26 protein-coding genes and 1 tRNA gene are annotated in these 22,305 nt (G+C 67.3%); 16 read left to right on the top strand and 11 right to left on the bottom strand.

The features are described 5' to 3' along the window. Positions 1–72: 72 nt before the first annotated feature. Complete coding sequence (locus GU927_RS06295; protein ID WP_161761507.1) at positions 73–687, bottom strand: GcrA family cell cycle regulator; 615 nt, start codon at positions 685–687, stop codon at positions 73–75. A 317-nt stretch (positions 688–1,004) separates the two neighbouring features. On the opposite strand from GU927_RS06295, the gene GU927_RS06290 reads away from it, so the two are divergent. The 4 genes from GU927_RS06290 (at position 1,005) to GU927_RS06275 (ending at position 4,313) form a co-directional block, all read left to right on the top strand. Then, positions 1,005–2,186: an aspartate aminotransferase family protein gene (locus tag GU927_RS06290; RefSeq protein WP_161761506.1), complete on the top strand. Its 1,182-nt coding sequence runs from the start codon at positions 1,005–1,007 to the stop codon at positions 2,184–2,186. Beyond that, the gene (locus GU927_RS06285) at positions 2,176–2,685 is read left to right on the top strand and encodes a GNAT family N-acetyltransferase (protein ID WP_161761505.1); all 510 of its coding nucleotides are present in this window, start codon (positions 2,176–2,178) and stop codon (positions 2,683–2,685) included. The genes GU927_RS06290 and GU927_RS06285 overlap by 11 nt, the downstream gene beginning before the upstream one ends. Before the next feature lie 64 nt (positions 2,686–2,749). Beyond that, positions 2,750–3,676 carry an ornithine carbamoyltransferase gene (gene argF / locus GU927_RS06280; protein WP_161761504.1) on the top strand — a complete coding sequence of 309 codons (927 nt, stop codon included), beginning with the start codon at positions 2,750–2,752 and terminating at the stop codon, positions 3,674–3,676. A gap of 145 nt (positions 3,677–3,821) precedes the next feature. Further along, positions 3,822–4,313, top strand: coding sequence for a DUF1993 domain-containing protein (locus GU927_RS06275; protein ID WP_161761503.1), 492 nt, complete (start codon positions 3,822–3,824; stop codon positions 4,311–4,313). 43 nt (positions 4,314–4,356) lie between these two features. On the opposite strand, the gene GU927_RS06270 is transcribed toward GU927_RS06275, so the two are convergent. Together GU927_RS06270 and hrpB are read right to left on the bottom strand one after the other, a co-directional pair. Next, positions 4,357–5,556, bottom strand: a complete 1,200-nt coding sequence (locus tag GU927_RS06270) for an MFS transporter (protein ID WP_161761502.1) — start codon at positions 5,554–5,556, stop codon at positions 4,357–4,359. A 211-nt stretch (positions 5,557–5,767) separates the two neighbouring features. Then, on the bottom strand, positions 5,768–8,212 hold the full coding sequence (hrpB, locus tag GU927_RS06265; RefSeq protein WP_161761501.1) for an ATP-dependent helicase HrpB: 2,445 nt from the start codon (positions 8,210–8,212) through the stop codon (positions 5,768–5,770). Between the two features lie 106 nt (positions 8,213–8,318). Between hrpB and meaB the strand changes: the two genes are divergently transcribed. From meaB to GU927_RS06240, 5 genes are all read left to right on the top strand, one after another. After that, a complete protein-coding gene (gene meaB / locus GU927_RS06260) occupies positions 8,319–9,320 on the top strand; it encodes a methylmalonyl Co-A mutase-associated GTPase MeaB (RefSeq protein WP_161761500.1) in 1,002 nt (333 codons plus the stop codon). Positions 9,321–9,632: 312 nt separating this feature from the next. Next, entirely contained in the window at positions 9,633–9,920 is a 288-nt protein-coding gene (gene rpmB, locus GU927_RS06255) for a 50S ribosomal protein L28 (RefSeq protein ID WP_161761499.1), read from the top strand. 149 nt (positions 9,921–10,069) lie between these two features. Beyond that, complete coding sequence (locus GU927_RS06250) at positions 10,070–10,417, top strand: hypothetical protein (protein ID WP_161761498.1); 348 nt, start codon at positions 10,070–10,072, stop codon at positions 10,415–10,417. A 44-nt stretch (positions 10,418–10,461) separates the two neighbouring features. Then, on the top strand, positions 10,462–10,995 hold the full coding sequence (locus GU927_RS06245) for a copper chaperone PCu(A)C (RefSeq protein WP_161761497.1): 534 nt from the start codon (positions 10,462–10,464) through the stop codon (positions 10,993–10,995). Between the two features lie 65 nt (positions 10,996–11,060). Next, positions 11,061–11,516 (top strand): low molecular weight protein-tyrosine-phosphatase, encoded by a 456-nt coding sequence (locus tag GU927_RS06240; protein ID WP_161761496.1) that lies wholly within the window; start codon positions 11,061–11,063, stop codon positions 11,514–11,516. Between the two features lie 7 nt (positions 11,517–11,523). Here GU927_RS06240 and GU927_RS06235 read toward each other — a convergent pair whose 3' ends face one another. Continuing rightward, positions 11,524–11,838, bottom strand: a complete 315-nt coding sequence (locus tag GU927_RS06235; RefSeq protein WP_161761495.1) for a hypothetical protein — start codon at positions 11,836–11,838, stop codon at positions 11,524–11,526. 200 nt (positions 11,839–12,038) lie between these two features. On the opposite strand from GU927_RS06235, the gene speB reads away from it, so the two are divergent. Both speB and lepA read left to right on the top strand, forming a co-directional pair. Next, positions 12,039–12,998, top strand: a complete 960-nt coding sequence (speB, locus tag GU927_RS06230) for an agmatinase (protein WP_161761494.1) — start codon at positions 12,039–12,041, stop codon at positions 12,996–12,998. 177 nt (positions 12,999–13,175) lie between these two features. After that, on the top strand, positions 13,176–14,975 hold the full coding sequence (lepA, locus tag GU927_RS06225) for a translation elongation factor 4 (RefSeq protein WP_161761493.1): 1,800 nt from the start codon (positions 13,176–13,178) through the stop codon (positions 14,973–14,975). A gap of 19 nt (positions 14,976–14,994) precedes the next feature. On the opposite strand, the gene GU927_RS06220 is transcribed toward lepA, so the two are convergent. The 5 genes from GU927_RS06220 to GU927_RS06200 all read right to left on the bottom strand — a co-directional run bounded on the left by GU927_RS06220 (position 14,995) and on the right by GU927_RS06200 (position 16,931). Beyond that, positions 14,995–15,486 carry a hypothetical protein gene (locus GU927_RS06220; RefSeq protein ID WP_161761492.1) on the bottom strand — a complete coding sequence of 164 codons (492 nt, stop codon included), beginning with the start codon at positions 15,484–15,486 and terminating at the stop codon, positions 14,995–14,997. A gap of 457 nt (positions 15,487–15,943) precedes the next feature. Next, positions 15,944–16,207 (bottom strand): hypothetical protein, encoded by a 264-nt coding sequence (locus GU927_RS06215; RefSeq protein WP_161761491.1) that lies wholly within the window; start codon positions 16,205–16,207, stop codon positions 15,944–15,946. Positions 16,208–16,210: 3 nt separating this feature from the next. Then, positions 16,211–16,465: a hypothetical protein gene (locus GU927_RS06210; RefSeq protein ID WP_161761490.1), complete on the bottom strand. Its 255-nt coding sequence runs from the start codon at positions 16,463–16,465 to the stop codon at positions 16,211–16,213. 77 nt (positions 16,466–16,542) lie between these two features. Then, positions 16,543–16,686 (bottom strand): hypothetical protein, encoded by a 144-nt coding sequence (locus tag GU927_RS06205; RefSeq protein WP_161761489.1) that lies wholly within the window; start codon positions 16,684–16,686, stop codon positions 16,543–16,545. Positions 16,687–16,796: 110 nt separating this feature from the next. Then, positions 16,797–16,931, bottom strand: a complete 135-nt coding sequence (locus GU927_RS06200) for an entericidin A/B family lipoprotein (RefSeq protein ID WP_161761488.1) — start codon at positions 16,929–16,931, stop codon at positions 16,797–16,799. A 233-nt stretch (positions 16,932–17,164) separates the two neighbouring features. Here GU927_RS06200 and parA point away from each other — a divergent pair, with 233 nt between their 5' ends. Continuing rightward, entirely contained in the window at positions 17,165–17,788 is a 624-nt protein-coding gene (gene parA, locus GU927_RS06195; RefSeq protein ID WP_161761487.1) for a ParA family partition ATPase, read from the top strand. Here the strand turns inward: parA and GU927_RS06190 are convergent. Then, positions 17,785–17,970 carry a hypothetical protein gene (locus GU927_RS06190; protein ID WP_161761486.1) on the bottom strand — a complete coding sequence of 62 codons (186 nt, stop codon included), beginning with the start codon at positions 17,968–17,970 and terminating at the stop codon, positions 17,785–17,787. The two genes, parA and GU927_RS06190, sit on opposite strands and share 4 nt — an antisense overlap. Before the next feature lie 174 nt (positions 17,971–18,144). Between GU927_RS06190 and GU927_RS06185 the strand changes: the two genes are divergently transcribed. Further along, the gene (locus GU927_RS06185; RefSeq protein ID WP_161761485.1) at positions 18,145–18,804 is read left to right on the top strand and encodes an NYN domain-containing protein; all 660 of its coding nucleotides are present in this window, start codon (positions 18,145–18,147) and stop codon (positions 18,802–18,804) included. Here GU927_RS06185 and uvrB read toward each other — a convergent pair. Beyond that, on the bottom strand, positions 18,801–20,978 hold the full coding sequence (uvrB, locus tag GU927_RS06180; RefSeq protein ID WP_161761484.1) for an excinuclease ABC subunit UvrB: 2,178 nt from the start codon (positions 20,976–20,978) through the stop codon (positions 18,801–18,803). The genes GU927_RS06185 and uvrB overlap by 4 nt on opposite strands. Positions 20,979–21,325: 347 nt before the next feature. On the opposite strand from uvrB, the gene GU927_RS06175 reads away from it, so the two are divergent. The 3 genes from GU927_RS06175 to GU927_RS06165 all read left to right on the top strand — a co-directional run bounded on the left by GU927_RS06175 (position 21,326) and on the right by GU927_RS06165 (position 22,229). Then, positions 21,326–21,637: an ETC complex I subunit gene (locus GU927_RS06175; RefSeq protein WP_161761483.1), complete on the top strand. Its 312-nt coding sequence runs from the start codon at positions 21,326–21,328 to the stop codon at positions 21,635–21,637. A 7-nt stretch (positions 21,638–21,644) separates the two neighbouring features. Beyond that, positions 21,645–22,109, top strand: a complete 465-nt coding sequence (locus GU927_RS06170) for a GNAT family N-acetyltransferase (protein WP_161761768.1) — start codon at positions 21,645–21,647, stop codon at positions 22,107–22,109. A gap of 43 nt (positions 22,110–22,152) precedes the next feature. Next, positions 22,153–22,229 (top strand) — tRNA-Arg (locus GU927_RS06165). Positions 22,230–22,305 lie beyond the last annotated feature (76 nt).

Here is a 22,305-nt window from a genome sequence, read left to right as displayed (position 1 = left end):
CGGGGGGCTGGACATCTTTCGCCAGAAAGATGTGGGCAAGGAATTTCGCAGAAATTCCTTCCGCGCGGGCGGTCAGCGGCGGCGGTCGCGCCGTGCGCTCATCGGCTGGAAGGCCACGCCCACATGCGCCTCGCAATAGGGTTTGCCGGGCAGCGAGGGCAGGCCGCAGAACCAGAAATCATCCGTTGCGGGATCGCCGATCGGCCATTTGCAGGTCCGTTCCGTCAGTTCCATCAGCGTGAGCTTCCTCGCGCGCTTCTCCACCTCGCGCACCGAGGCCAGCGCCTCGGGGCTGATCTCGTTGGCGGAAGGCTGCGGCGGCAGGGGCTGGCCTGCGGGCACGATGGCCTTGCGGATGGGCAGGGGCGTGACGTTCGACGGCGCGGCTGCGGCGGCGGGCGCGGGGCGTTCCGGCGCGGGGCGCGCAGCGGCGGGTTCGGCGCGGGCGGCGGGTTCCGGCTTCGGCTCGGCGCGCGGGGCGGCGGCTGCGGCGGCGGTCGGGGCGGGGCTTGCCTCGTCCTCGTCCTCGCGCCCGCCGGCCACGCGGTTGGACAGGCCCAGACGGTGCACCTTGCCGATGACGGCATTGCGCGTCACACCGCCAAGTTCCTTGGCGATCTGGCTGGCGCTCTGGCCTTCGGCCCACATGCGCTTGAGCGTCTCGACGCGCTCGTCGGTCCAGGACATGGCAACCCCTTCGGTGGATTTCTCGCCGCCATTCTAGACGGGACGGTGCGGGATACAAGCGGGGGGCGCGAAGTTCAAGCGGGGAAGGGCAGGGCCGGGCCCGATCCGCCGCGCCCTCTCCGCTTGCCCCCGCCCCGCTTTCGCGATATGTCACGGGGCATGAGCACCCGCACCGCCCTCTTCGCGCTGCCCCGACGCCGACGCTGACCGCCGGCAGCTCTGCCATGACCTGCGCGCGCGGGTCGCCCCTTCCCTCGTTGACTCCCCCCGCCTGCCGCCTTTACGGCTAGGGCTTCGCATCCCAAGGACCCATGCCCATGATCCCCCATGTCCTGCCGACCTACAACCGCGCCCCCATCGCCTTTACCAAGGGCGAGGGTTCCTGGCTGACGGCCGAGGACGGGACGCGATACCTCGACCTTGGCGCGGGGATCGCGGTCAACGCGCTGGGCCATGCCCACCCCGCGCTGGTCGCCACGCTGACGGAACAGGCGGGCAAGCTGTGGCATGTCTCGAACCTCTACCGCATCCCCGAACAGGAACGGCTGGCCGACCTTCTGGTCGCCAACACTTTCGCCGACACCGTCTTTTTCACCAATTCGGGGACCGAGGCGGCGGAACTGGCCATCAAGATGGTCCGCAAATACTGGTCCGAAAAAGGCCAGCCGGAACGGGTGGAGATCATCTGCTTCGAGGGCGCCTTCCACGGCCGGTCGACCGGTGCCATCGCGGCGGCGGGGTCGGAGAAGATGGTCAAGGGCTTCGGCCCCCTGATGCCCGGCTTCACCCATCTGAAATTCGGCGACCACGACGCGCTCCGCGCCGCCGTCACGGACCGCACCGCCGCCATCATGATCGAACCCGTGCAGGGCGAGGGCGGCATCCGCACCCTGCCCGACGCCTGCCTGAAGGGGCTGCGCGATCTGGCCGACAGCGTGGGCGCGCTTCTGGTCTTTGACGAGGTGCAATGCGGCATGGGCCGGACGGGGCGGCTGTTCGCGCATGAATGGGCGGGTGTCACGCCCGACATCATGATGGTGGCCAAGGGCATCGGCGGGGGCTTCCCCCTTGGTGCGGTGCTGGCGACCGAAGGCGCGGCTGCGGGGATGACGGCGGGAACGCACGGGTCGACCTATGGCGGCAACCCGCTGGGCTGCGCCGTGGGGGCGCGGGTGGTGGAGATGGTGGCCGATGACGCCTTCCTCGACGCCGTCCGCCAGAAGGGCGCGCGCTTCCGGCAGGGGCTGGAGGGGCTGGTCGCCACCCACCCCGAGGTGTTCGAGGGCGTGCGCGGGCAGGGCCTGATGCTGGGCCTGAAATGCAAGGCCGCCAATACCGATGTGGTCAAGGCCGCCTATGCCGAACACCTGCTGACGGTTCCGGCGGCGGACAATGTCCTGCGCCTGCTGCCCGCGCTGAACATCGATGACGCCGACATCGCCGAGGCGCTGGCGCGGCTTGACCGGACCGCAAGCCGGGTGAAGGCCGATGCCGCATGAGGGCTACACCTTCCCGCGCCTGACCCGCGCGGATTACCCGCTGATGCGGGGTTGGCTGGCACAGCCCCATGTCCGCGCCTGGTGGGGCGATCCCGACGAGGAGATCGCCATGATCGACGAGGATCTCGGGACCGGCCCGACCGACATGCGCCTTGTTGCGCTGGACGGCCAGCCCTTCGCCTATGTGCAGGATTACCCCGCCCATCACTGGCCCATGCCGCATTACGCGGCCTTTCCGCCGGGCACACGGGCGGTGGACACTTTCCTGGGCGATCCTGCCTTCCTCGGTCAGGGCCACGCGCCGCGCTACCTGCGCCAGCGCTGCACCGACCTTGTCGCGCAGGGTGCGACGGCTGTGGTCATGGACCCCGACCCCGACAACGAACGCGCCGTGCGCGCCTATCGACGAGCGGGCTTCGTCCCGCGCGGCATCGCCCCGAACGAAGGGGGCGCGCCCGCGCTGGTGATGGAATTCGACCCCGCCTCTTCATCTTGGTGAAAATACTCTCAGGGGGGTGCGGGGGGCAGAATGCCCCCCGGCTCCGCCAGCAAAGCGAAATGACATGAAACACTTCCTTGATATCCACAAGACCGACGCCGCCGACCTGCGCGCCATGATCGACAGCGCGCATGCCATGAAATCCGCCCGCAACGGCCGCCCGCGCGGCGCGCCGGATGATGACCAGCCGCTCAAGGGCCGCATGGTCGCGCTGATCTTCGAAAAGCCCTCGACCCGCACGCGCGTCTCTTTCGACGTGGGCGTGCGCCAGATGGGCGGCGAGACGATGGTGCTGTCGGGCAAGGAGATGCAGCTCGGCCATGGCGAAACCATTGCCGACACCGCGCGCGTGTTGTCGCGCTATGTCGACCTCATCATGATCCGCACCTTCGAGGAGGCGACGCTTCTGGAGATGGCCGAACACGCCACCGTGCCGGTGATCAACGGGCTGACCAACCGCACCCATCCCTGCCAGATCATGGCCGATGTGATGACCTACGAGGAACATCGCGGCCCGATCGCGGGGCGCAAGGTGGTCTGGTGCGGGGATGGCAACAACGTCTGCGCGTCCTTCCTGCATGCGGCGGGGCAGTTCGGTTTCGACTTCACCTTCACAGGGCCCGAAACGCTCGACCCCGAGGATCGCTTCGTCCAGTTCGCCCGCGAGAAGGGGTCGAAGGTCACGATCCAGCGCGACCCCTTCACGGCGGTCGAAGGGGCTGACCTTGTGGTGACGGATACATGGGTGTCGATGCACGACCCCGAATCCGCCAAGGAACGCCGCCACAACCAGTTGCGCCCCTATCAGGTCAACGAACAGCTCATGTCCCGCGCCAAGCCGGACAGCCTGTTCATGCACTGCCTGCCCGCGCACCGGAATGACGAGGCGACGAGCGCCGTGATGGACGGCCCCCATTCGGTCATCTTCGACGAGGCCGAGAACCGCTTGCACGCGCAGAAGGCCGTCATGCGCTGGTGTCTGGGGGTCTGACGGGCAGGCGCCCACCGCCCGGACAATGCGACGGGCCGCGCATGATCCGCCGGGCGGGTTCTGCACGGCCCGCCTTTCTCCGCCCCCCCGTTGACACCCTGTGCGAACCTGTCAAACCTGCGGCCCTTGGTAAGGGGTTGCCTGCATGTATCACCGTTCCGTCACCGTCTATGACCGTTTCCTCGGCAACCTGTCGACCCTGTTGGCCAAGGCCGAGGCGCATTGCACGGCGCGCAACATCAAGCCCGACGCGCTGCTGGGTTTCCGCCTTTACCCCGACATGTTCCCGCTGATCCGGCAGGTGCAGCTTGCCTGCGACTTCGCCGCCCGCGCCTCGGCCCGTCTGGCGGGAGAGGAGCCCAAGACCTTTGTCGACACCGAAACCGGATTTGTCGAATTGCAGGCGCGCATCCGGTCGGTCCGCACCTATATCGCGGGCTTCGATCCGGCGGTGATCGAAGGGGCAGGCGCGCGCATGGTCAAGCTGCGCATCAGGGGCGAGGAGGTGGCGCTGAACGGCGAGACCTTCCTGAACTACTACTCGCTGCCGCAGTTCTATTTCCACATCACCACGGCCTACAACATCCTGCGCCATAACGGGGTGGAGGTCGGCAAGGGTGATTACATGGGCGGCTGAGGGCAGGGGACGGGACCGACGCGCCGCCCCCTCTGCCCGCCCCTCACTCCGCCGGTTTCGCCGTCCCGCCGCGCAAGGGACGCAGCCCGTCCGCCGCCGCCGTCCGCCCCGCCAGCGCCGCCACCACCAGCAGCACCAGCGCCAGCGCGCCATAGGTCCAGCGGAAGCCCACATGTTCGGCCACGAAGCCGATGGTCGATGGCGCGACGAGGATGCCGGAATAGCCGAACATCGTCACCGCCGCGATCCCCGCCCCCGGCGCAAGACCCGGATGGTTTCCGGCGGCCGAGAACATGATGGGCACCATGTTCGCCACCCCCAGCCCCGACACCGCGAAAGACGCCACCGCGATCAGGTCTGTGGGCGCCAGCGCGCCCCCCAGCATCCCCGCCGCCGCGATCACCCCCGACCAGCGCAGCGTCCTGACCGCGCCAAAGCGGTTCCGCACCCCGTCGCCCGCAAAGCGCATCACCGCCATCGCGCCGGAAAAGAAGGCGAAGGCCAGCCCCGACCGCGCCACATCCGACCCCAGCTCCTGCTGCAGGTAGAGCGCGGCCCAGTCCAGCACCGCCCCCTCGGGCACCATGGAAAACAGCGCCAGCACCCCCAGCAGCCAGATCGCCGGATCGTGCGGGACCAGCGCGGTCTTGGGTGCCGCCTCGCCCGCGGCGCGCGGGGCGGGCGTGTCCTCCATCACATGGGGCATCGCCACGATCACCATCACAGCCGCCACGGTGGCCGCCCAGAGCGCCTGCCCCCCGGCGCCCCAATGCGCGATGATCCATCCCCCCAGCGCCCCGCCGAAGAAACCGCCGAGGCTCCAGAACCCGTGGGAGGAGGACATGATCGCCCGCCCCAGCCGCCGCTCCACCTCGACCGCGCTGGCATTCATCGCCACATCCATGCAGCCGATCAGTGCGCCCAGCAGCATCATCGCGGGTGTGAGCAGCCAGAGCGAGGGCGAGAAGACCACGGCGGGCAGCACCGGCACGATGGACAGCGCGAAGGCCCGTAGCACTTTCTGCGACCCGAAGCGGGCGATCAGCCGCCCCGCGAAGAGCATCGCCCCCACCGCGCCAAGCCCCAGCGCGAGGATCAGCAGCCCCAGCGTGAATTCGCTGATGTCATGGCGCGGCAGCAGGAGCGGAATCTGCGGCGCCCATGCGCCCATGGTAAAGCCGTTGGCAAGGAACATCGCCGCCACGGCCCAGCGGCCCCGGCGCGCGGCGCGAAGATCGGTCATCAGACGGGCTCCGTAAACGTTACAGATGCATAAGGCTTTGCCCGCAAACTGGAAAGGGGGGCGCGTTTCAAGGGGGCACGAATTTCTGCGAAATTCGTGGGCGCGATCTTTCTGGCGAAAGATCGGATCAGCGCGTCCGAATACCGTCCCGCCGCGATCCTTCGCCAGAAGGATCGTTGCGAAGATTTTTCGCCAGAAAAATCTTGCCCCCTCAGGTTCCGCGCGGTTTGGCGCGCAGCGTGGGTTCCGCCTGCGTCGGGTCTTCGGGCCATGGATGGCGCGGATACTGCCCGCGCATGTCCTTGCGGACATCCGTATAGGAGGTCGCCCAGAATCGCGGCAGGTCCATCGTCACCTGCACCGGCCGCTGCCCGGGCGACAGCAACGCGATCCGCAGCGGCCGCCGCTCGGCCCCCACCACGGGATGGACGGTCACCCCGAACATCTCTTGCAACCGCACCTCGATGGACGGGGCCTCGCCCTCGTAATCGATGGGCACGCGGCGGCCCAGCGGGGTTTCGAAATGGGCAGGTGCCACGCGGTCCAGCGCCTGCATCTGGTCCCATGACAGCATCGCGCGCAGCGCCTCGGTCACGTCCAGCGCGCGCAACTCCGCTTCGGTCCGCGCGCGGCCCATATGCGGCAAAAGCCAGTCCTCCAGCCCCTCCATCAGCGCGCCATCCCCCATGTCGGGAAAGCCGTCGCCTGTCCCCCGCGCCAGCATCACCCGCGCGCGGAAGCGGCGGGCGGAGGCGCTCCACGGCAGGCCGATCTGACGGATGCCGTCCAGCGCGGCGCGCGCCACGGCTTCCTCCGGCGCGTCGGGCCATGTGCGGTCATCCAGCACCAGCGCGCCCAGCCGTTCCTGCCGCCGCGCCAGCACCCGCCCCTCGCGCCGCGACCATTCGCAGACATCCTGCCAGCGGATGCGATCCGCAAACAGCGCCCGAACCTCGGCCTCGGTGATCGCCACCGCCTGCCGCACCTGCGCCTCGCGCGGGTCGCCGTCCAGATCGGTCGCCACGATCAGCCGCGCGCCCGACAGCGGCAGCCCCGCCGCCATCGCCGCCCCCTTGCCCCCCGACAGCACCCAGCGCGGCGCATCGCCCTTGCGGCGCAGCCCGATCCGGTCGGGATAGGCCAGCGCCGCCATCTGCGCGGGTGACAGGTCGTCCCGCTCTCCCTTTGTCACGGCGCGGGCCAGACGCCGCGCCTCGTCGCGGATGCGTTCGATGGTCGGGCGGTGCGCCTGCGGCGGGGGGCGGTCCACCGCCTTCTGCCGCTGGATCAGGTCCGCAGGCTCCCCGCGCAGCGGGTCGCGTTCCGCCAGCAGCGCGGCAAGGGCTGCTGCCCCCGGCCCCGCCACGGCCAGCATATGCCCCAGACGCGGATGCAGGGGCAAGGCGGCCAGCCTGCGCCCGTGATCGGTGATCCGCCCCCCCGCATCCAGCGCGCCCAGATCGGCCAAGAGCGCCCGCGCCTCGGCCAGCACGCCCGCATGCGGTGGCGTCAGGAAGGGCAGGTCCGCCGACCCCCACAGTGCCAGTTCCAGCGCAAGGGGCGTCAGGTCCGCCGCCTCGATCTCGGCGGGGGGGAAGGGGGCCAGACCGCCCTCCTCGCCCTTCGTCCACAGCCGGTAGCACAGCCCCGCTGCCACCCGCCCCGCGCGGCCGCGCCGCTGTTCCGCCTCGGCCTTCGTCACGCGTTCGGTCACCAGACGCGACATGCCCGACGGCGCATCGAACCGCGCCCGCCGCGCGCGGCCGCCATCCACCACCACCCGCACATCGGGAATGGTCAGCGAGGTTTCGGCAATCGACGTCGCCAGCACGATCTTGCGACCTGCCGCCACGGGGGCCAGCGCCGCGCGCTGGGCGGCGAAGTCCATCGCGCCGAAGAGGGGCCGCACCACCCCCCCCGCAGGCAGCGACCCCAGCGCCGCCTCCACCCGCCGGATCTCTCCCTCGCCGGGCAGGAAGCACAGGATGCCGCCTTCCGTGGTCTCCTCCAGCGCCTGCCGGATCAGGTTCGCCACCGCCGCCTCGTACCGCAGCGACGCATCGGGCGGGCGCGGCAGCCAGCGGGTTTCCACCGGAAAGGCGCGCCCCTCGGACGTGACCAGCGGCGCATCCCCCATCAGCCGCGCCACGGGGGCGGCAGCCAGCGTGGCCGACATCGCCAGAAGGATCAGGTCCTCGCGCAGCGCGCCGCGGATTTCCAGACACAGCGCAAGGCCCAGATCGGCATTCAGGCTGCGTTCGTGGAATTCGTCGAAGATCACCGCCCCCACGCCCTCCAGTGACGGGTCGGACTGGATCATGCGGGTCAGGATGCCTTCGGTCACCACCTCGATCCGCGTGGCGCGGCTGACCTTCGCCTCGCCCCTGATGCGATAGCCGACGGTTTCCCCCACGGGCTGGCCCAGCGTCTCGGCCATCCGCTCGGCCGCTGCGCGCGCGGCCAGACGGCGGGGTTCCAGCATGACGATGCGCCCCGCGACCAGCCCCGCCGCCAGCAGGTCCAGCGGCACCCGCGTCGTCTTGCCCGCGCCGGGGGGGGCCTGCAACACCGCCATGCCCCGCGCGGCGATGGCGGCGCGCAGCGCGGGCAGGGCGTCGTCGATGGGCAGACGGGCGGGGAAGGGCGAGTCGGTCATGCCTCCCTTATCGGGGGGGCGGTTGGGATGGGCAATATTGCCCATCCGACGGGTGGCATCCCCCGTGCGGGTCGGTCTAGATAGGGCAGGACGACCGGAGGCGGGCATGACGGCACGGGAAACGGATGTGGCGGCACTGGCCGCAGGGGTCGCGGCGGGCGAAAGGCGGGCGCTGGCCCGCGCGATCACGCTGGTGGAAAGCGGCCGCGCCGACCACCGCGCACAGGCGCTGGACCTGCTGGAACGCCTGCGCGCCGATGGCAGCCCCGCGCGGGGGCGGCAGGCGCTGCGCCTTGGCCTGTCGGGCACGCCGGGGGTGGGCAAATCCACCTTCATCGAAAGCTTCGGCCTGATGCTGACGGCCAGGGGCCTGCGCGTGGCGGTCCTTGCCGTCGACCCTTCCTCGGCCCGCTCCGGCGGGTCGATCCTTGGCGACAAGACGCGGATGGAGCAGCTTTCGCGCGATCCCCGCGCCTTCATCCGCCCCTCGCCCTCGCAGGCGCAGATGGGCGGCGTCGCCCGCCGCACGCGCGAGGCGGTGGCGCTCTGCGAGGCGGCGGGGTTCGACATCATCCTGATCGAGACGGTGGGCGTGGGCCAGTCCGAAACCGTGGTGGCCGAGCTTTGCGACATCTTCCTCCTCCTCCTCGCCCCCGCCGGCGGGGATGAATTGCAGGGCGTGAAACGCGGGATCATGGAGATGGCGGACCTGATCCTCGTGAACAAGGCCGATGGCGACCTGAAACCCGCCGCGCTGCGGACCATGGCCGATTACGCGGGGGCGCTGCGCCTTTTGCGCCGCCGCCCGCAGGACCCCGAGGGGTTTCCCAAGGCGATGTGCGTCTCGGCCCTTGCGACCGAAGGGCTGGCCGTGGCCTGGGACGAGATGCAGGCGCTGACCGCGTGGCGGCGGCAGAACGGTCACTGGGAGGCCCGCCGCGCCGCGCAGGCCCGCCACTGGTTCGAGGAAGAAGTGCGGCAGGGACTGCTAGCCGCGCTGGGGCGCGATCCGGCGCGGGGGATGCTCGAGGATCTGGGGCAGGCCGTCACCGCAGGCAGCCTGACGCCCGAGGCGGCGGCGGTGCGGCTTCTGGCGTCGCTGGCCTGATGCCCCGCGCGCCGCTGCGGTCAGGGGGGAATCGCCGGTGCGGGCGGCAGGGCAGGACAGCATCGCCCCGTCCCGCGGCGCGGACCCGACAAAGGGGCCAGAGGCGCCCCCGCGGGGGAGGGCGCGGATTTTTCGCAGAAAAATCGCCTGTTCCGGCCCCGATTTTTCTGCGAAAAATCGCCCCCCATCCCCGCCGTCGCGCCCAAGGGTCGCTTGACGCGGCCCGGCTTTGCGCTTACACGCCCCCAATCGAATTCGGACTCCCCGGGGTGACTCGGGCCTTGTCCCGTATACACACGAAGGAACACGACGATGTCGCGCGTCTGCGAACTGACGGGCAAGGGCCCGATGACCGGCAACACCGTGAGCCACGCGAACAACAAGTCGCGTCGCCGCTTCCTGCCGAACCTGAACGAGGTCACGCTGATCTCGGACGTTCTCGGCCAGTCGTTCAAGCTGCGTATCTCGGCCGCTGCCCTGCGGACCGTGGACCATCGCGGCGGTCTGGACGCCTTCCTCGCCAAGGCGAAGGATGACGAACTGTCGGCGGCCGCGCTGAAGATCAAGAAAGAGATCGCCAAGGCCCAGGCTGCCGCCTGATCCCTTGCGTCCTTGCCGAAAGGGCCCCGCAGCGCGCGCCGCAGCGGGGCCTTTTCGCTTGTCCGGCCGGTGCCACCGGCCAAGGGACTGTGGGGCAGCGACCTTTGGCCCCCTTCCGCCCGCGCGCCGGACCGCCTAGATATCGGTGCATGACCCTGCGTGTGCTCTGTGGCCTTCTCCTTGCGCTTGTCCTGTCGCTGACCTCGGTCACGATGGCGGTGGCGCGCGGCCAGATGACGGGTGCCATGACGCTGGAGCTTTGCGACGGGCATGGCGGCACCGCGACCGTCACGCTGGATGCAGACGGCAACCCTGTCGACAGCGCGCAGCACTGCCCCGACTGCCTTATCGCCACACCCGCGCCTGCGGGCGACCCCGTCATGGCCCCCGCCCGCCCGCTGACCCGCAGCGAGCCGCATGTCTGCGCCCTGCCGCTGGACGCGGACCAGCCCGCCGCCCCCGAACCTGCCGCGCGCGGCCCCCCGCCCTTGCTCTGATCCGGACGAAGCCTTCTTCCAACCTGACAGACAAGGACATGATCATGTCGTTCCAATCGAAACTTGCCGCCACGGCGGCTGCCCTGTTCCTCTGCGCCCTGCCCGCCATGGCCGAAGAGCATCCCGATGGGATGCATATCCACGATGTCTATGCCCGTTCGAACGGCGCCGAGGGCGGTTCCGGCGCGGTGTTCTTCATGCTGCACAACAACACCGGCACCGATGACGTGCTGGTCGGCGCGGCGGCGGATGTGGCGGCCAAGGTCGAGTTGCACACCCACAAGGAAAGCGCCGATGGCGTGATGCAGATGATGAAGATCGAGGGCGGTATCGCCCTGCCGGCGGGCGAGATGCACGAACTGGCCCGTGGCGGCGACCATGTCATGCTGATGGGCCTGACCCGCGCGCTGAAGGATGGCGATACCTTCCCGCTGACCCTGACCTTCGAACAGGCAGGCGAGATCACGGTCGAGGCCGTGGTGGACAATGCCCGCAAGCCGGGCGCGGGGATGATGGACCATTCCGCCCATGGCAGCATGGACCATTCCCAGCACATGGACCACGGCGCGGGCGACTGATCCGCCGTGCCTCTCGGGGCGCAGGGGGCTTGCGCCCCCGCCCCCATCGCCGCTACCCAAGGCGCATGACAACCCGCATCCTCTTTGTCTGCCTTGGCAATATCTGCCGCTCTCCCACGGCCGAGGGCGTGTTCCGCGCCATGGCGCAGGCGGCGGGCCTGCAGGTCGAGGTCGACAGTTGCGGCACCGGGCGCTGGCACGCGGGCGCGCCGCCCAATCCCCCCGCCGTCGCCGCCGCCCGCAAACGCGGCTATGACCTGAGCGCCTTGCGCGCGCGGCAGATCACGGTGGCCGATTTCACCCGCTTCGACCGCATCCTCGTGATGGACCGCGCCAACCTGCGCGATGTCCGCGCCCTGTGCCCCGCAGGCGGGACCGAACCGGAGCTTTTCCTGACCCATGCCCCACAGCATGGCGAAGAGGTGCCCGACCCGTGGTATACGGGCGAATATGACCGCACGCTCGACCTTATCGAGGATGCGGCGCGCGGTCTGGTTGCCGCGCTGGCCGTGCGGGGATAGCGGCGGGTCAGCCCGCGCAATAGGCCTCGGCCGTGGCGCCGAAGTTCTTGTAACGCTCCCAGAAGGCGTCGTCGCTGGCGCGCTTGGACATCCAGGTTTCATGCGCGCGGTCGGGATCGGCAAAGAATTTCGCCGCGCGGCGCTGGTCGCCGCCGCGCAGGGTCATGTCCGCCACCTGCTGGATGCAGGAACAGACCCGCCGGTTCGCCGCGTCGCGGTCCGACCGCAGACAGGCGCGTTCGATGGGGCCGGCCAGGGCCAGCGTGGGGATCGCGGAAAGGACGAGCGTGGCAAGCGCCGCGCCGAACAGGGTGGTTTTCATGTCTCTGCCTCTTGCCGCGCCGCCGTGGCGCGCGGTCGTCTTTTGGCGCGCAGTATGCCGATTGCCCGCGTTTTTTCAACCATCCGAAGCGGCAGGTCCGATCACATTTCGCCCCCCGTGGCCCGCAGGGCGGGGCTTGCCGTGCGGCGGGCCTTTGGGGAAGGATGCAGCAGGATCAGGGACAGGGAAGGGGACGGAAGATGCAGGAACGCTATTGGCCGGCCTCCTCGTCCCATCTGCCGCGCTATGCGGGGGCGGTCAGCTTCTTCCGCCTGCCCATGCTGGCGGATCCGGCGGCGGTGGATATCGCGCTGCTCGGTCTGCCCTATGACGGCGGGACCACCAACCGCGCCGGAACGCGCCATGGCCCGCGCGCCATGCGCGAGATGAGCATGTTCATCCGCCCCTTCCATCACGTGACGCGCCGCTCGCCCTATCAGGTGGCGCGGGTGGCGGACCTTGGCGACGCGCCGATGAACCCGATCGACGTGCCCGAGGCGCTGTCGCTCATCACCGCGCATTATGCGGGGCTCCATGCGGCGGGGGCGGTGCCGCTGACGGCGGGGGGCGACCACCTGATCACGCTGCCCATCCTGCGGGCCATCGCCAAGGACGGCCCCGTGGGGCTGATCCAGTTCGACGCCCATTCCGACACGAATGACAGCTATTTCGGCGGCCACCGCTATACCCACGGCACCCATGTCCGGCGCGCGATCGAAGAGGGGCTGATCGACCCGAAACGGACGGTGCAGATCGGCATCCGCGGCACGCGCTATGCGCCGGACGGGACCGATTTCGCGGAAACGGCGGGGGTGACCACGCTTTACATCGAGGATGTCTACCGTCTGGGCATCGCCGGGGTGGTGGAGAGGGCGCGGCAGGTGGCGGGGCAGGGGCCGACCTACCTGACCTTCGACGTGGACGGGATCGACCCCGCCTTCTGCCCCGGCACCGGCACGCCCGAGGTGGGCGGCTTCACCGTGCACGAGGCGCAGGCAATGGTGCGGGGGCTGGCGGGGCTGAACCTGATCGGCGCGGATGTGGTCGAGGTGGCGCCGCCCTTCGACCCTTCGGGCAACACCGCGCTTGTCGGGGCCACGATGATGTTCGAGATCCTGTGCCTTCTGGCCGATGCCCATGCCGCGCGGGCGGCTGCCTGAACCCGGATACGGGCTGGCATCGGCCCCCCCCCCCCCCCCCCCCCCCCCCGATTCCCCGGCTTTTGACCTGTGCGCGGGGCGGTTTTCCCCGCATGGGTCTCCGGGCCGGTGCGAAGGGGCAGGGCGCGGCTCCGCAGGGGCTTTCCGACCCAACTGGGACAGGCTATATGGCGCGGCATGACCCAGCTTGACCTCATCCGCAATTTCTCGATCGTGGCCCATATCGACCACGGCAAATCCACCCTCGCCGACCGTCTGATCCAGATGACGGGCACGGTCGCCGCGCGGGATATGAAGGCGCAGATGCTCGACAGCATGGATATCGAGCGTGAGCGGGGCATCACCATCAAGGCCAATACCGTGCGGATCGAATATCCGGCCAAGGACGGGCGGACCTATATCCTCAACCTGATCGACACCCCCGGCCACGTCGACTTCGCCTACGAAGTCTCCCGCTCCATGCGCGCCGTCGAAGGCTCGCTGCTGGTCGTCGACGCAAGCCAGGGGGTGGAGGCGCAGACGCTCGCCAACGTCTATCAGGCCATCGATGCGGGGCACGAGATCGTGCCGGTGTTGAACAAGATCGACCTGCCCGCCGCCGACCCCGACCGCGTGAAGGAAAATATCGAGGACGTGATCGGCCTCGACGCCTCGGACGCCATTCCGATTTCGGCCAAGACAGGCCTCGGCATCCCCGACGTGCTGGAGGCGATCGTGACCCGCCTTCCCGCCCCCAAGGGCGACCGCGACGCGCCGCTCAAGGCCATGCTGGTGGACAGCTGGTATGACGCCTATCTCGGCGTCGTCGTCATGATCCGCGTCATGGACGGCGTCATCCGCAAGGGCGACCGCGTGAAGATGATGCAGACCGGCGCCGTCTACGGCATCGACAAGCTGGCGGTCCTGAAACCGCAGATGGTCGACATCGCCGAACTCGGCCCGGGCGAGATCGGGGTGCTCACCGCCTCGATCAAGCAGGTCCGCGACACCCGCGTGGGCGACACCATCACCCATGAACGCAAGGGCTGCGACACGCCCCTGCCGGGCTTCAAACCCGCGCAGCCCGTGGTCTTCTGCGGCCTCTTCCCCGTCGATGCCAACGATTTCGAGGCGCTGCGGGACGCGATCGAGAAACTCGCCCTCAATGACGCGAGTTTCAGCTACGAGATGGAAACCTCCGCCGCCCTCGGCTTCGGCTTTCGCTGCGGTTTCCTTGGCCTTCTGCACCTCGAGGTGATCCGCGACCGGCTGGAGCGGGAATATGACCTCGACCTCATCACCACTGCGCCTTCGGTGGTGTTCAAGCTGCACATGAAGGATGGCGAGGTGCGCGACCTGCACAACCCCGCCGACATGCCCGACCTGACCTATATCGACCACATCACCGAACCGCGCATCAAGGCCACGATCATGGTGCCGGACGAATATCTGGGCGACATCCTGAAGCTGTGCCAGGACCGCCGCGGCATCCAGCTCAACCTCACCTATGCCGGCAACCGCGCCATGGTGGAATATGACCTGCCGCTGGCCGAGGTGGTGTTCGACTTCTACGACCGCCTGAAATCGGTGACCAAGGGCTATGCCTCTTTCGACTACCAGATTTCCGAATACCGCGAAGATTTCCTCGTCAAGATGTCCATCCTCGTGAACGAGGAACCGGTCGACGCGCTCTCGATGATGGTCCACCGCGACCGCGCCGAAATGCGCGGCCGCGCCATGGTGGAAAAGCTGAAGGAACTGATCCCCCGCCACATGTTCAAGATCCCGATCCAGGCCGCCATCGGCGGCCGCGTGATCGCGCGCGAGACGCTGTCTGCGATGAGGAAGGACGTGACGGCCAAGTGCTATGGCGGCGACGCGACGCGGAAGCGGAAACTCTTGGACAAGCAGAAGGCCGGCAAGAAGCGGATGCGCCAGTTCGGCAAGGTGGAGATCCCGCAGGAGGCGTTTATTTCGGCGTTGAAGATGGATTCTTGACGGGGAATTGTCCTTGCCGTCAGTCTTGTGCCATGAGGTCGTTACAGTCGGAAACGACACGCGACAGCTCATCAGCGTTCCCAATTTCAATGCTTTTGGGCACAAGCATGCTTAAAGTCGCCGGGGATTTCATTTCGATCAGATCGCCATCACATTTAAGCATAGTTTTACGGAATTTTACTGCTGAACCCTTTGGGGCGAAGATCATGTATGTCTGATCCTCAAAGACACGCAGTATAACATGGGAAACCGAAGTTAAATCAGCTTCAATTCGCAGTGTACGATATCTCGCACCAGGTGGGCATCCGTGCGTAAAGTGCTCTTCAATGCTCAGCATGCACTGATCGAGAGATGCGTGTGTCGTTACCTTTGGTTCACTTGATTCAATGAATTCGACGAGTGCGTTGCCGCGCTTAACTGCAGTTAAATCGGGCGCAGGCTGTTTCCATGCCAAAAGGCCCGCAAACAAGCAAACGACAACTGCTACCATGATCAATAAGAAACGTTTCAAAGGCACACCATTTAGATGTTTGAGTCACCACTCAAGTAACGCGTAGGGCGGGGTTCACCCCGCCGCTGTCGTACAGTGTCAGGGGTCTTTGTCAAACCATTCGCAAGCGTGGATGTATATGGCACCAGCCGCTACGGATGACACCATGATGTAGGAGTCAGATGGTTAGCTGGCGATACCAATTCTTTCGAGCAACATTCCAAGGATAGATCCAGCGATTATGGGGATAATGATCGCAAACAACGCATAGTGTAGTGAGACGAAGGCACTCGGTTGGTTCGCAGACCTCTGCTTCATTCGCTTGTAGACTCGATAGTAGAGCACGTAACGCCTCACGGGAACGAGTTACGATAACATTTTGTGCAAGCAGGGTAATATTGCGCACCCTGCCAATCATCCCTGCTTTTGATTCAGGTCACCCCGTCACACCCCCTTCGAAGGCGGGGTGAACCCCGCCCTACAGCTTCGCCCGAACTCGCCGATACTGCTTCGGTGCGGCCTGCGCATGGCGTGGAAGGCTAGCACGCAGGACGAACGCCGATAGCGCACGGTGACGCACAGATGACGCCTCTGTTTCGGTTGCAGCCTTGGCCGCCTGCTCTTCCGCCAGACGCGCCCGCGCGTCCAGCAGCGCCTTGCGTTCGCGCGAGATGGATATGTGGCTGACCCCGGCGAGCAGCAGGCCGAAGGTGCCTATGGCAAGGATCGTCAGGAAAGCCATTACTCACTCCACCATCTGGTCCAGCCGGTTGTTCCCCAAAAGATAGAAGATCATCCCGAAGGCGCAAGAGAGGACGATCACCGGCGGGTGCAGGGTCGGTGCCTGACTGATCAGGTTCGCCACAGGACCGGCCGTGATGATCGCCACGCCGAGGTTGTAACAGAACCCGCTCTGCGCCTTGCACTTCTCGTTCAGGATCAGCCTGCGCCGTTCCGTCCTGTCGAGACCGGGCGCGGCGGGGTCGGGCTTTGCAGACATGTCTCACTCGTCACGAACAACCTCTGCGCGAAAGCGTAGCGACGGCTGGCGCAATTGCAAGCCTGCCAACACCCCCCTCAGAACAACCCATCCCCCCCATCCTCATCCTCCGCGATCTCATCCGCCCCCACGGCCACGCCGGCGCCGACCAGCGGGCCGCAGGAGGCGAGGAGGAGGAGGGCGATCAGCACCGCGAGGGGGGTCTTGGGAATCGTCTGCATGGGGTATCCTTTCAGGGTAGGGCGGGGTTCACCCCGCCGTGGTCGGAACCGGCACGCGCGCGGCGGGGTGAACCCCGCCCTACGGTGGCCAGGAGGCGACGGCGCGCGGGCTACATCCCGGCCTGCGTTTCGACGCTTTCCTCGGTGATCTCCTCGCCCGCCTGTTCGACATCGCGGCCGAAGCCTTCCATCGTCTCGCAGGCGGCCAGTGTCAGCAGGGCAAGTAGCAGGGTGATCGGTTTCATCGGGCGTCTCCGCTATGGATGGCTTTCCCCCCGAACGCGGCCGCAGCGCCGCGGGTTCCGTCGGGCGCTGCGCTGCGCTTGTAGCCGTCCGGTGGAACGAAGCCCGCCCTGCGCCCTGTCTGTACAGCCTGCGGTACGGCTGTCGGCACAGCCTGCGGACAGACCGCATTGGTCGCATTGACGCCTCGCCCCATTCATGCTGCGGTGCAGCATAGGCAAGGACGGAGGGTCCGATGGGCCATGTCATCACCATCGCGCAGCAGAAGGGCGGGGCGGGCAAGACGACGCTGGCCGTCACACTGGCCGTGGAATTCCTGCAACGCGGTCAAAGGGTTGCGCTTTTGGACACCGATCCGCAGGGCAGTCTTGGCCGCTGGTTCATGGCCCGGCGCGACCGCAACCGGACCGAGGGGCTGGACTTTTCGACCGCCAGTGCCTGGGGCGTCAGCTACGAATGCGAAAAACTGCGCAAGACCAATGATTTGGTCATCGTGGACACCCCGCCCAAGGTTGATGCCGACCTTCGCCCCGCCCTGCGCGAGGCTGATCTGGTGCTGATCCCCGTCGCCTCCAGCCATGTCGATCTCTGGGCGGTGGACGGGATGCTGGACCTGATCGCCCGCGAGGGGCGGCAGGCGATGATCGTCCTCAACCGCTGGAAGGCGGGAACACGTCTGGCACAGGATGTTGCGTCAGCAGCGGGTGACAAGGCCCGCGTGGCGACGTCGCGGCTGGGCAACCGCGTGGTCTATGCCGAAACGCTGGGTCTGGGGCTGGCTGCCACCGAATCGGCCCGCGGCGCCACGCGCGGCGAGGTGGCGGCACTGGCCGACGAGGTGGCCGCCGCTCTGCCTTAACCCTTTGGTTTGGCGATCAGAATCCAGCCGGCATACAGCCCTGCCGCGGCAAAGAGGACCGCCCAGAACGGATTGCCCAGCCAGAGTTCGAACGCCCCCCAGCCAAGCGGGACAAGCGCCGTCACCCAGCGCACCCAGGCGCGGCGGAACATCGGATGGTCGGGGTCGAGAAAGGGTTTCATGGCATCCCGTGCAACTGTCCGTTTCCATATGGGCCGCGCCGCGCCATTTGGCAAAGGGAAAGGCATTGCCCAGTCTTTCCCGACACTTGCAGGGCGTATCGCGGTGGGCTTTGCCCATGCGCTGCCACGCTTGCGCCTTGATTGCGGGCGATACTGTGCGGGAATCGTGAAACAATGCGTGCGCCTCCCATGTTCTCGCCCTTCCACCTTCTGATCCTCGCCTTCGCCGGGATGGTGGCGGGCCTGCCCATGCCGGACGAGGCATTCGGGCCGCTCTTCCTCGGTTCGGCGGCGGCTTGGGTGGTGGCGCTCTGCCTCTGGCTCAGGGCCAAGTGGCGCGCGCGGCGGCGGACGAAGGCGCGGGCCGAACAGCGGGCGCGCAGCGCCGAGCGGCGCCGCGCGGCCAAGGCGGCACCGCGGCGCTGGGTCGTCATCGACGGGTCCAACGTGATGTACTGGCAGGACGAGGTGCCCTCGCTGCAATCCGTTTCGGCCGTGGTCGGAGAGGTGCAGCGCGCGGGGCTGACGCCGGTGGTCTGGTTCGACGCCAATGTGGGATACAAGGTTGGCGGGGGCTATATGAACCCCGCCGATCTGGCGCGCGTCCTTGGCGTGTCGCGCAAGCAGGTGAAGGTCGCGCCCAAGGGATCGCCCGCCGATCCGCTGCTGCTGGAAGAGGCGGCGAAGCTGGGCACGGGCGTCGTCACGAATGACCGCTACCGCGACTGGGCCGAGGCGTTTCCCGCCGTCTCCGAACCGGGGATTCTGGTGCGGGGCCGGGTCGAGGGCGGGACCGCGCAACTGGACTGGCCGCAGGGCGCGGCGGCGGCCTAGCGGCGGCGCTTGTTCCCGCCGCGCTGGCCCGCCCGTCCCGCCGTGCTGCGGCCCGAGGATTTGACGGCGGCCTCGGCCGCCTCTTCCACCGCCGATTGCCTCGCCAGCGGATCGTCGGCCACGGCAAGCTCGACCGCTTCCAGCCGCTTCACCTCGTCCCGCAGGCGGGCGGCTTCCTCGAATTCCAGATTCTCGGCAGCCTTGCGCATCTGGGCGCGCAGCGCGTCCAGATGGGCGGCAAGGTTCTGGCCCACCATCGGCTTGTCGACCTTGGCCGTGACGCGGGACTGGTCGGTATCGCCCTGCCAGAGACCTGCCAGCACATCCTCGACGTTCTTCTTCACCGTCTGGGGCGTGATCCCGTGTTCCAGGTTATAGGCCACCTGCTTGTCACGGCGGCGGTTGGTTTCGGCTATCGCGCGTTCCATCGACCCCGTGATGCGGTCGGCATACATGATCACGCGGCCTTCGGCATTGCGCGCCGCCCGCCCGATGGTCTGGATGAGCGAGGTTTCCGACCGCAGGAAGCCTTCCTTGTCGGCATCGAGGATGGCGACAAGGCCGCATTCGGGAATGTCCAACCCCTCGCGCAGCAGGTTGATGCCCACCAGGACGTCAAAGGCGCCCAGCCGCAGGTCGCGCAGGATTTCGATGCGTTCGATCGTGTCGATGTCGCTGTGCATATAGCGGATGCGGATGCCCTGTTCGTGGAAATACTCGGTCAGGTCCTCGGCCATCCGCTTGGTCAGGGTCGTGACCAGCACGCGCAGGCCCTTTTGCGCGACGATGCGGATTTCGGACAGCAGGTCGTCCACCTGCATCTCGACCGGGCGGATTTCCACCTGCGGGTCGATCAGGCCGGTGGGGCGGATGACCTGTTCGGTGAAGACGCCGCCGGTCTGTTCCAGCTCCCACGCGGCGGGGGTGGCGCTGACGAAGACGGATTGGGGGCGCATGGCGTCCCATTCCTCGAATTTCAGGGGGCGGTTGTCCATGCAGGAGGGCAGGCGGAACCCGTGTTCGGCCAAGGTGAACTTGCGCCGGTAGTCGCCGCGATACATGCCGCCGATCTGTGGGACCGAGACGTGGGATTCATCGGCAAAGACGATGGCATTGTCGGGGATGAATTCGAACAGGGTGGGCGGCGGTTCGCCCGGGGCGCGGCCCGTCAGGTAGCGGGAATAATTCTCGATCCCGTTGCAGACGCCGGTGGCTTCCAGCATTTCCAGATCGAACTGGGTGCGCTGTTCCAGACGCTGCGCCTCCAACAACTTGCCTTCCTTCACGAGCTGGTCGAGACGGAGGGCGAGTTCCGCTTTGATCCCCTTGATCGCCTGCTGCATCGTCGGGCGGGGGGTGACGTAGTGGCTGTTGGCATAGATGCGGATCTGCTGGAACGTGTCGGTCTTGGCGCCGGTCAGCGGGTCGAATTCGGTGATGCTCTCCAGCTCCTCGCCAAAGAAGGAAAACCGCCATGCGCGGTCTTCGAGGTGGGCGGGCCAGACTTCCAGACTGTCGCCGCGCACGCGGAAGGAGCCGCGGGCGAAGGCCTGATCGTTGCGGCGGTATTGCTGCGCGACGAGTTCGGCCATGACCTTGCGCTGGTCGTACATCTGGCCGGTGATCAGGTCCTGCGTCATGGCGGAATAGGTCTCCACCGACCCGATGCCGTAGATGCAACTGACAGAGGCCACGATGATGACGTCATCGCGTTCCAGAAGCGCACGGGTGGCCGAGTGGCGCATCCGGTCGATCTGTTCGTTGATCTGGGATTCCTTCTCGATATAGGTGTCCGTGCGGGCGACATAGGCCTCGGGCTGGTAGTAGTCGTAGTAGGACACGAAGTATTCGACCGAGTTTTCGGGGAAGAACCCCTTGAATTCCCCGTATAATTGCGCGGCCAGCGTCTTGTTCGGCGCAAGGATGATGGCGGGGCGCTGGGTTTCTTCGATCACCTTGGCCATGGTGAAGGTCTTACCCGTGCCGGTGGCCCCCAGAAGCACCTGATCGCGTTCGCCCGCCAGAACCCCCGCCGTCAGTTCGGCAATCGCCGTGGGCTGGTCACCGGCAGGCTGAAAGGGGCTGTGCATGACGAATCGCCGCCCGCCTTCCAGCTTGGGGCGCGTCAGGACGTCGGGGCGTTCGCTCAGGGCGTTCGCGTTGTTGTGGGGCATCGTGATTCCCTCGGGGCCGGCATGGCCCGACAGATTTGATCCGTTTTTGTTCCCCTGCAAGCGGGGCGGGGCGGCCATGGTCGGGTGATTGCCGATCTATGAAGGAAATGGCGTCAATTTTAGGATATATTTCGCCGTTGATTGCATCCTTGGGTTGCATTCTACGCATTGCTGGGGCACGATGATCGGGCAAGCAGCAAGACTGCCGGCCGGTCGCACCACACACCCCACCCACACTCCCGCGACCGGTCGGCAGTTCTTTTCGAAGAAGGCCCGCGTGGCATCCTGCCGCTTGCATCCTTTCCCCACATTCGCCAAAACACCCCTGCACGATCAGGAGGTTTCCCATGCGCGCCCGCATCTACCAACCCGCCCGGAACGCCATGCAATCCGGCACGGCCAAGGCCAAGGGCTGGGTGCTGGAATTCGCCCCCGCCTCGGCGCGCGAGGTGGACCCGCTGATGGGCTGGACCTCGAGCGACGACACGCAGGCGCAGGTCAAGCTCCGCTTCGACACGCGCGAGGCGGCGGAAGCCTATGCCGCATCGAAGGGGATCGAGTTCGACGTGATCGAACCCAAGGGCCGCAAGCCGGTGATCCGCCCGCGCGGTTATGGCGAGAATTTCGCGACCGACCGTCGGGGTGCGTGGACGCATTGACGGGGCGATGATGGACATCACCATCACCGAGGAAAGCCCGCTCGGGTCCGACCTGAAGCTGCTGTTCGAACGGCATACGGCGGATATGCATGCCGACACGCCGCCCGAATCGATCCACATGATGGATGCGTCCGGACTGGCCATCCCCGAGGTGCGCTTCTTCGTGATGCGCGACGTAGGGATGCCGGTGGGCATGGGGGCCTTCAAGCGGATCGACGACGGCCATGCCGAGATCAAGTCGATGCATGTGCTGGCCGAGATGCGCGGGCGTGGCCTGTCGCGCCGGATGCTGGACCATCTGGTGGACGAGGCGAAGGCGACGGGCTATCGTCGGCTGAGCCTTGAAACCGGCGTGCAGCCCACCTTCATCGCGGCCCGCGCGCTCTATGCCAAGGCGGGCTTCACCGAATGCCCGCCCTTCGAGGGATATTGGGACGATCCCAATTCCGTCTTCATGACCCGCGCGCTGTAGGGGCCTTGCCTGAAACGGCAGGGTCGGCCAAAAGGGGGACAACGGTCCCGTAGCTCAGCTGGATAGAGCAGCCGCCTTCTAAGCGGCGGGTCGGGGGTTCGAGTCCTCCCGGGATCGCCAGTGTCTTTGCCGATGAGCCGGATTGCGCGGACGATAACAATGGACGGCCCGTGATGCCGCGCTGCGTTGTAGGACA

This window comes from Paragemmobacter amnigenus (genome assembly GCF_009908265.2).
Classification (GTDB): Bacteria; Pseudomonadota; Alphaproteobacteria; order Rhodobacterales; family Rhodobacteraceae; genus Paragemmobacter; species Paragemmobacter amnigenus.
Note: the sequence above shows the minus strand (reverse complement) of the source record. Positions and strands in the feature narration are given on the sequence as shown.

Coding starts and splice junctions, on each gene's coding strand:
- GU927_RS06295 (WP_161761507.1), bottom strand. CDS start 687: ATGTCCTGGACCGACGAGCGCGTCGAGACGCTCAAGCGCATGTGGGCC.
- GU927_RS06290 (WP_161761506.1), top strand. CDS start 1,005: ATGATCCCCCATGTCCTGCCGACCTACAACCGCGCCCCCATCGCCTTT.
- GU927_RS06285 (WP_161761505.1), top strand. CDS start 2,176: ATGCCGCATGAGGGCTACACCTTCCCGCGCCTGACCCGCGCGGATTAC.
- argF (WP_161761504.1), top strand. CDS start 2,750: ATGAAACACTTCCTTGATATCCACAAGACCGACGCCGCCGACCTGCGC.
- GU927_RS06275 (WP_161761503.1), top strand. CDS start 3,822: ATGTATCACCGTTCCGTCACCGTCTATGACCGTTTCCTCGGCAACCTG.
- GU927_RS06270 (WP_161761502.1), bottom strand. CDS start 5,556: ATGACCGATCTTCGCGCCGCGCGCCGGGGCCGCTGGGCCGTGGCGGCG.
- hrpB (WP_161761501.1), bottom strand. CDS start 8,212: ATGACCGACTCGCCCTTCCCCGCCCGTCTGCCCATCGACGACGCCCTG.
- meaB (WP_161761500.1), top strand. CDS start 8,319: ATGACGGCACGGGAAACGGATGTGGCGGCACTGGCCGCAGGGGTCGCG.
- rpmB (WP_161761499.1), top strand. CDS start 9,633: ATGTCGCGCGTCTGCGAACTGACGGGCAAGGGCCCGATGACCGGCAAC.
- GU927_RS06250 (WP_161761498.1), top strand. CDS start 10,070: ATGACCCTGCGTGTGCTCTGTGGCCTTCTCCTTGCGCTTGTCCTGTCG.
- GU927_RS06245 (WP_161761497.1), top strand. CDS start 10,462: ATGTCGTTCCAATCGAAACTTGCCGCCACGGCGGCTGCCCTGTTCCTC.
- GU927_RS06240 (WP_161761496.1), top strand. CDS start 11,061: ATGACAACCCGCATCCTCTTTGTCTGCCTTGGCAATATCTGCCGCTCT.
- GU927_RS06235 (WP_161761495.1), bottom strand. CDS start 11,838: ATGAAAACCACCCTGTTCGGCGCGGCGCTTGCCACGCTCGTCCTTTCC.
- speB (WP_161761494.1), top strand. CDS start 12,039: ATGCAGGAACGCTATTGGCCGGCCTCCTCGTCCCATCTGCCGCGCTAT.
- lepA (WP_161761493.1), top strand. CDS start 13,176: ATGACCCAGCTTGACCTCATCCGCAATTTCTCGATCGTGGCCCATATC.
- GU927_RS06215 (WP_161761491.1), bottom strand. CDS start 16,207: ATGGCTTTCCTGACGATCCTTGCCATAGGCACCTTCGGCCTGCTGCTC.
- GU927_RS06210 (WP_161761490.1), bottom strand. CDS start 16,465: ATGTCTGCAAAGCCCGACCCCGCCGCGCCCGGTCTCGACAGGACGGAA.
- GU927_RS06205 (WP_161761489.1), bottom strand. CDS start 16,686: ATGCAGACGATTCCCAAGACCCCCCTCGCGGTGCTGATCGCCCTCCTC.
- GU927_RS06200 (WP_161761488.1), bottom strand. CDS start 16,931: ATGAAACCGATCACCCTGCTACTTGCCCTGCTGACACTGGCCGCCTGC.
- parA (WP_161761487.1), top strand. CDS start 17,165: ATGGGCCATGTCATCACCATCGCGCAGCAGAAGGGCGGGGCGGGCAAG.
- GU927_RS06190 (WP_161761486.1), bottom strand. CDS start 17,970: ATGAAACCCTTTCTCGACCCCGACCATCCGATGTTCCGCCGCGCCTGG.
- GU927_RS06185 (WP_161761485.1), top strand. CDS start 18,145: ATGCGTGCGCCTCCCATGTTCTCGCCCTTCCACCTTCTGATCCTCGCC.
- uvrB (WP_161761484.1), bottom strand. CDS start 20,978: ATGCCCCACAACAACGCGAACGCCCTGAGCGAACGCCCCGACGTCCTG.
- GU927_RS06175 (WP_161761483.1), top strand. CDS start 21,326: ATGCGCGCCCGCATCTACCAACCCGCCCGGAACGCCATGCAATCCGGC.
- GU927_RS06170 (WP_161761768.1), top strand. CDS start 21,645: ATGATGGACATCACCATCACCGAGGAAAGCCCGCTCGGGTCCGACCTG.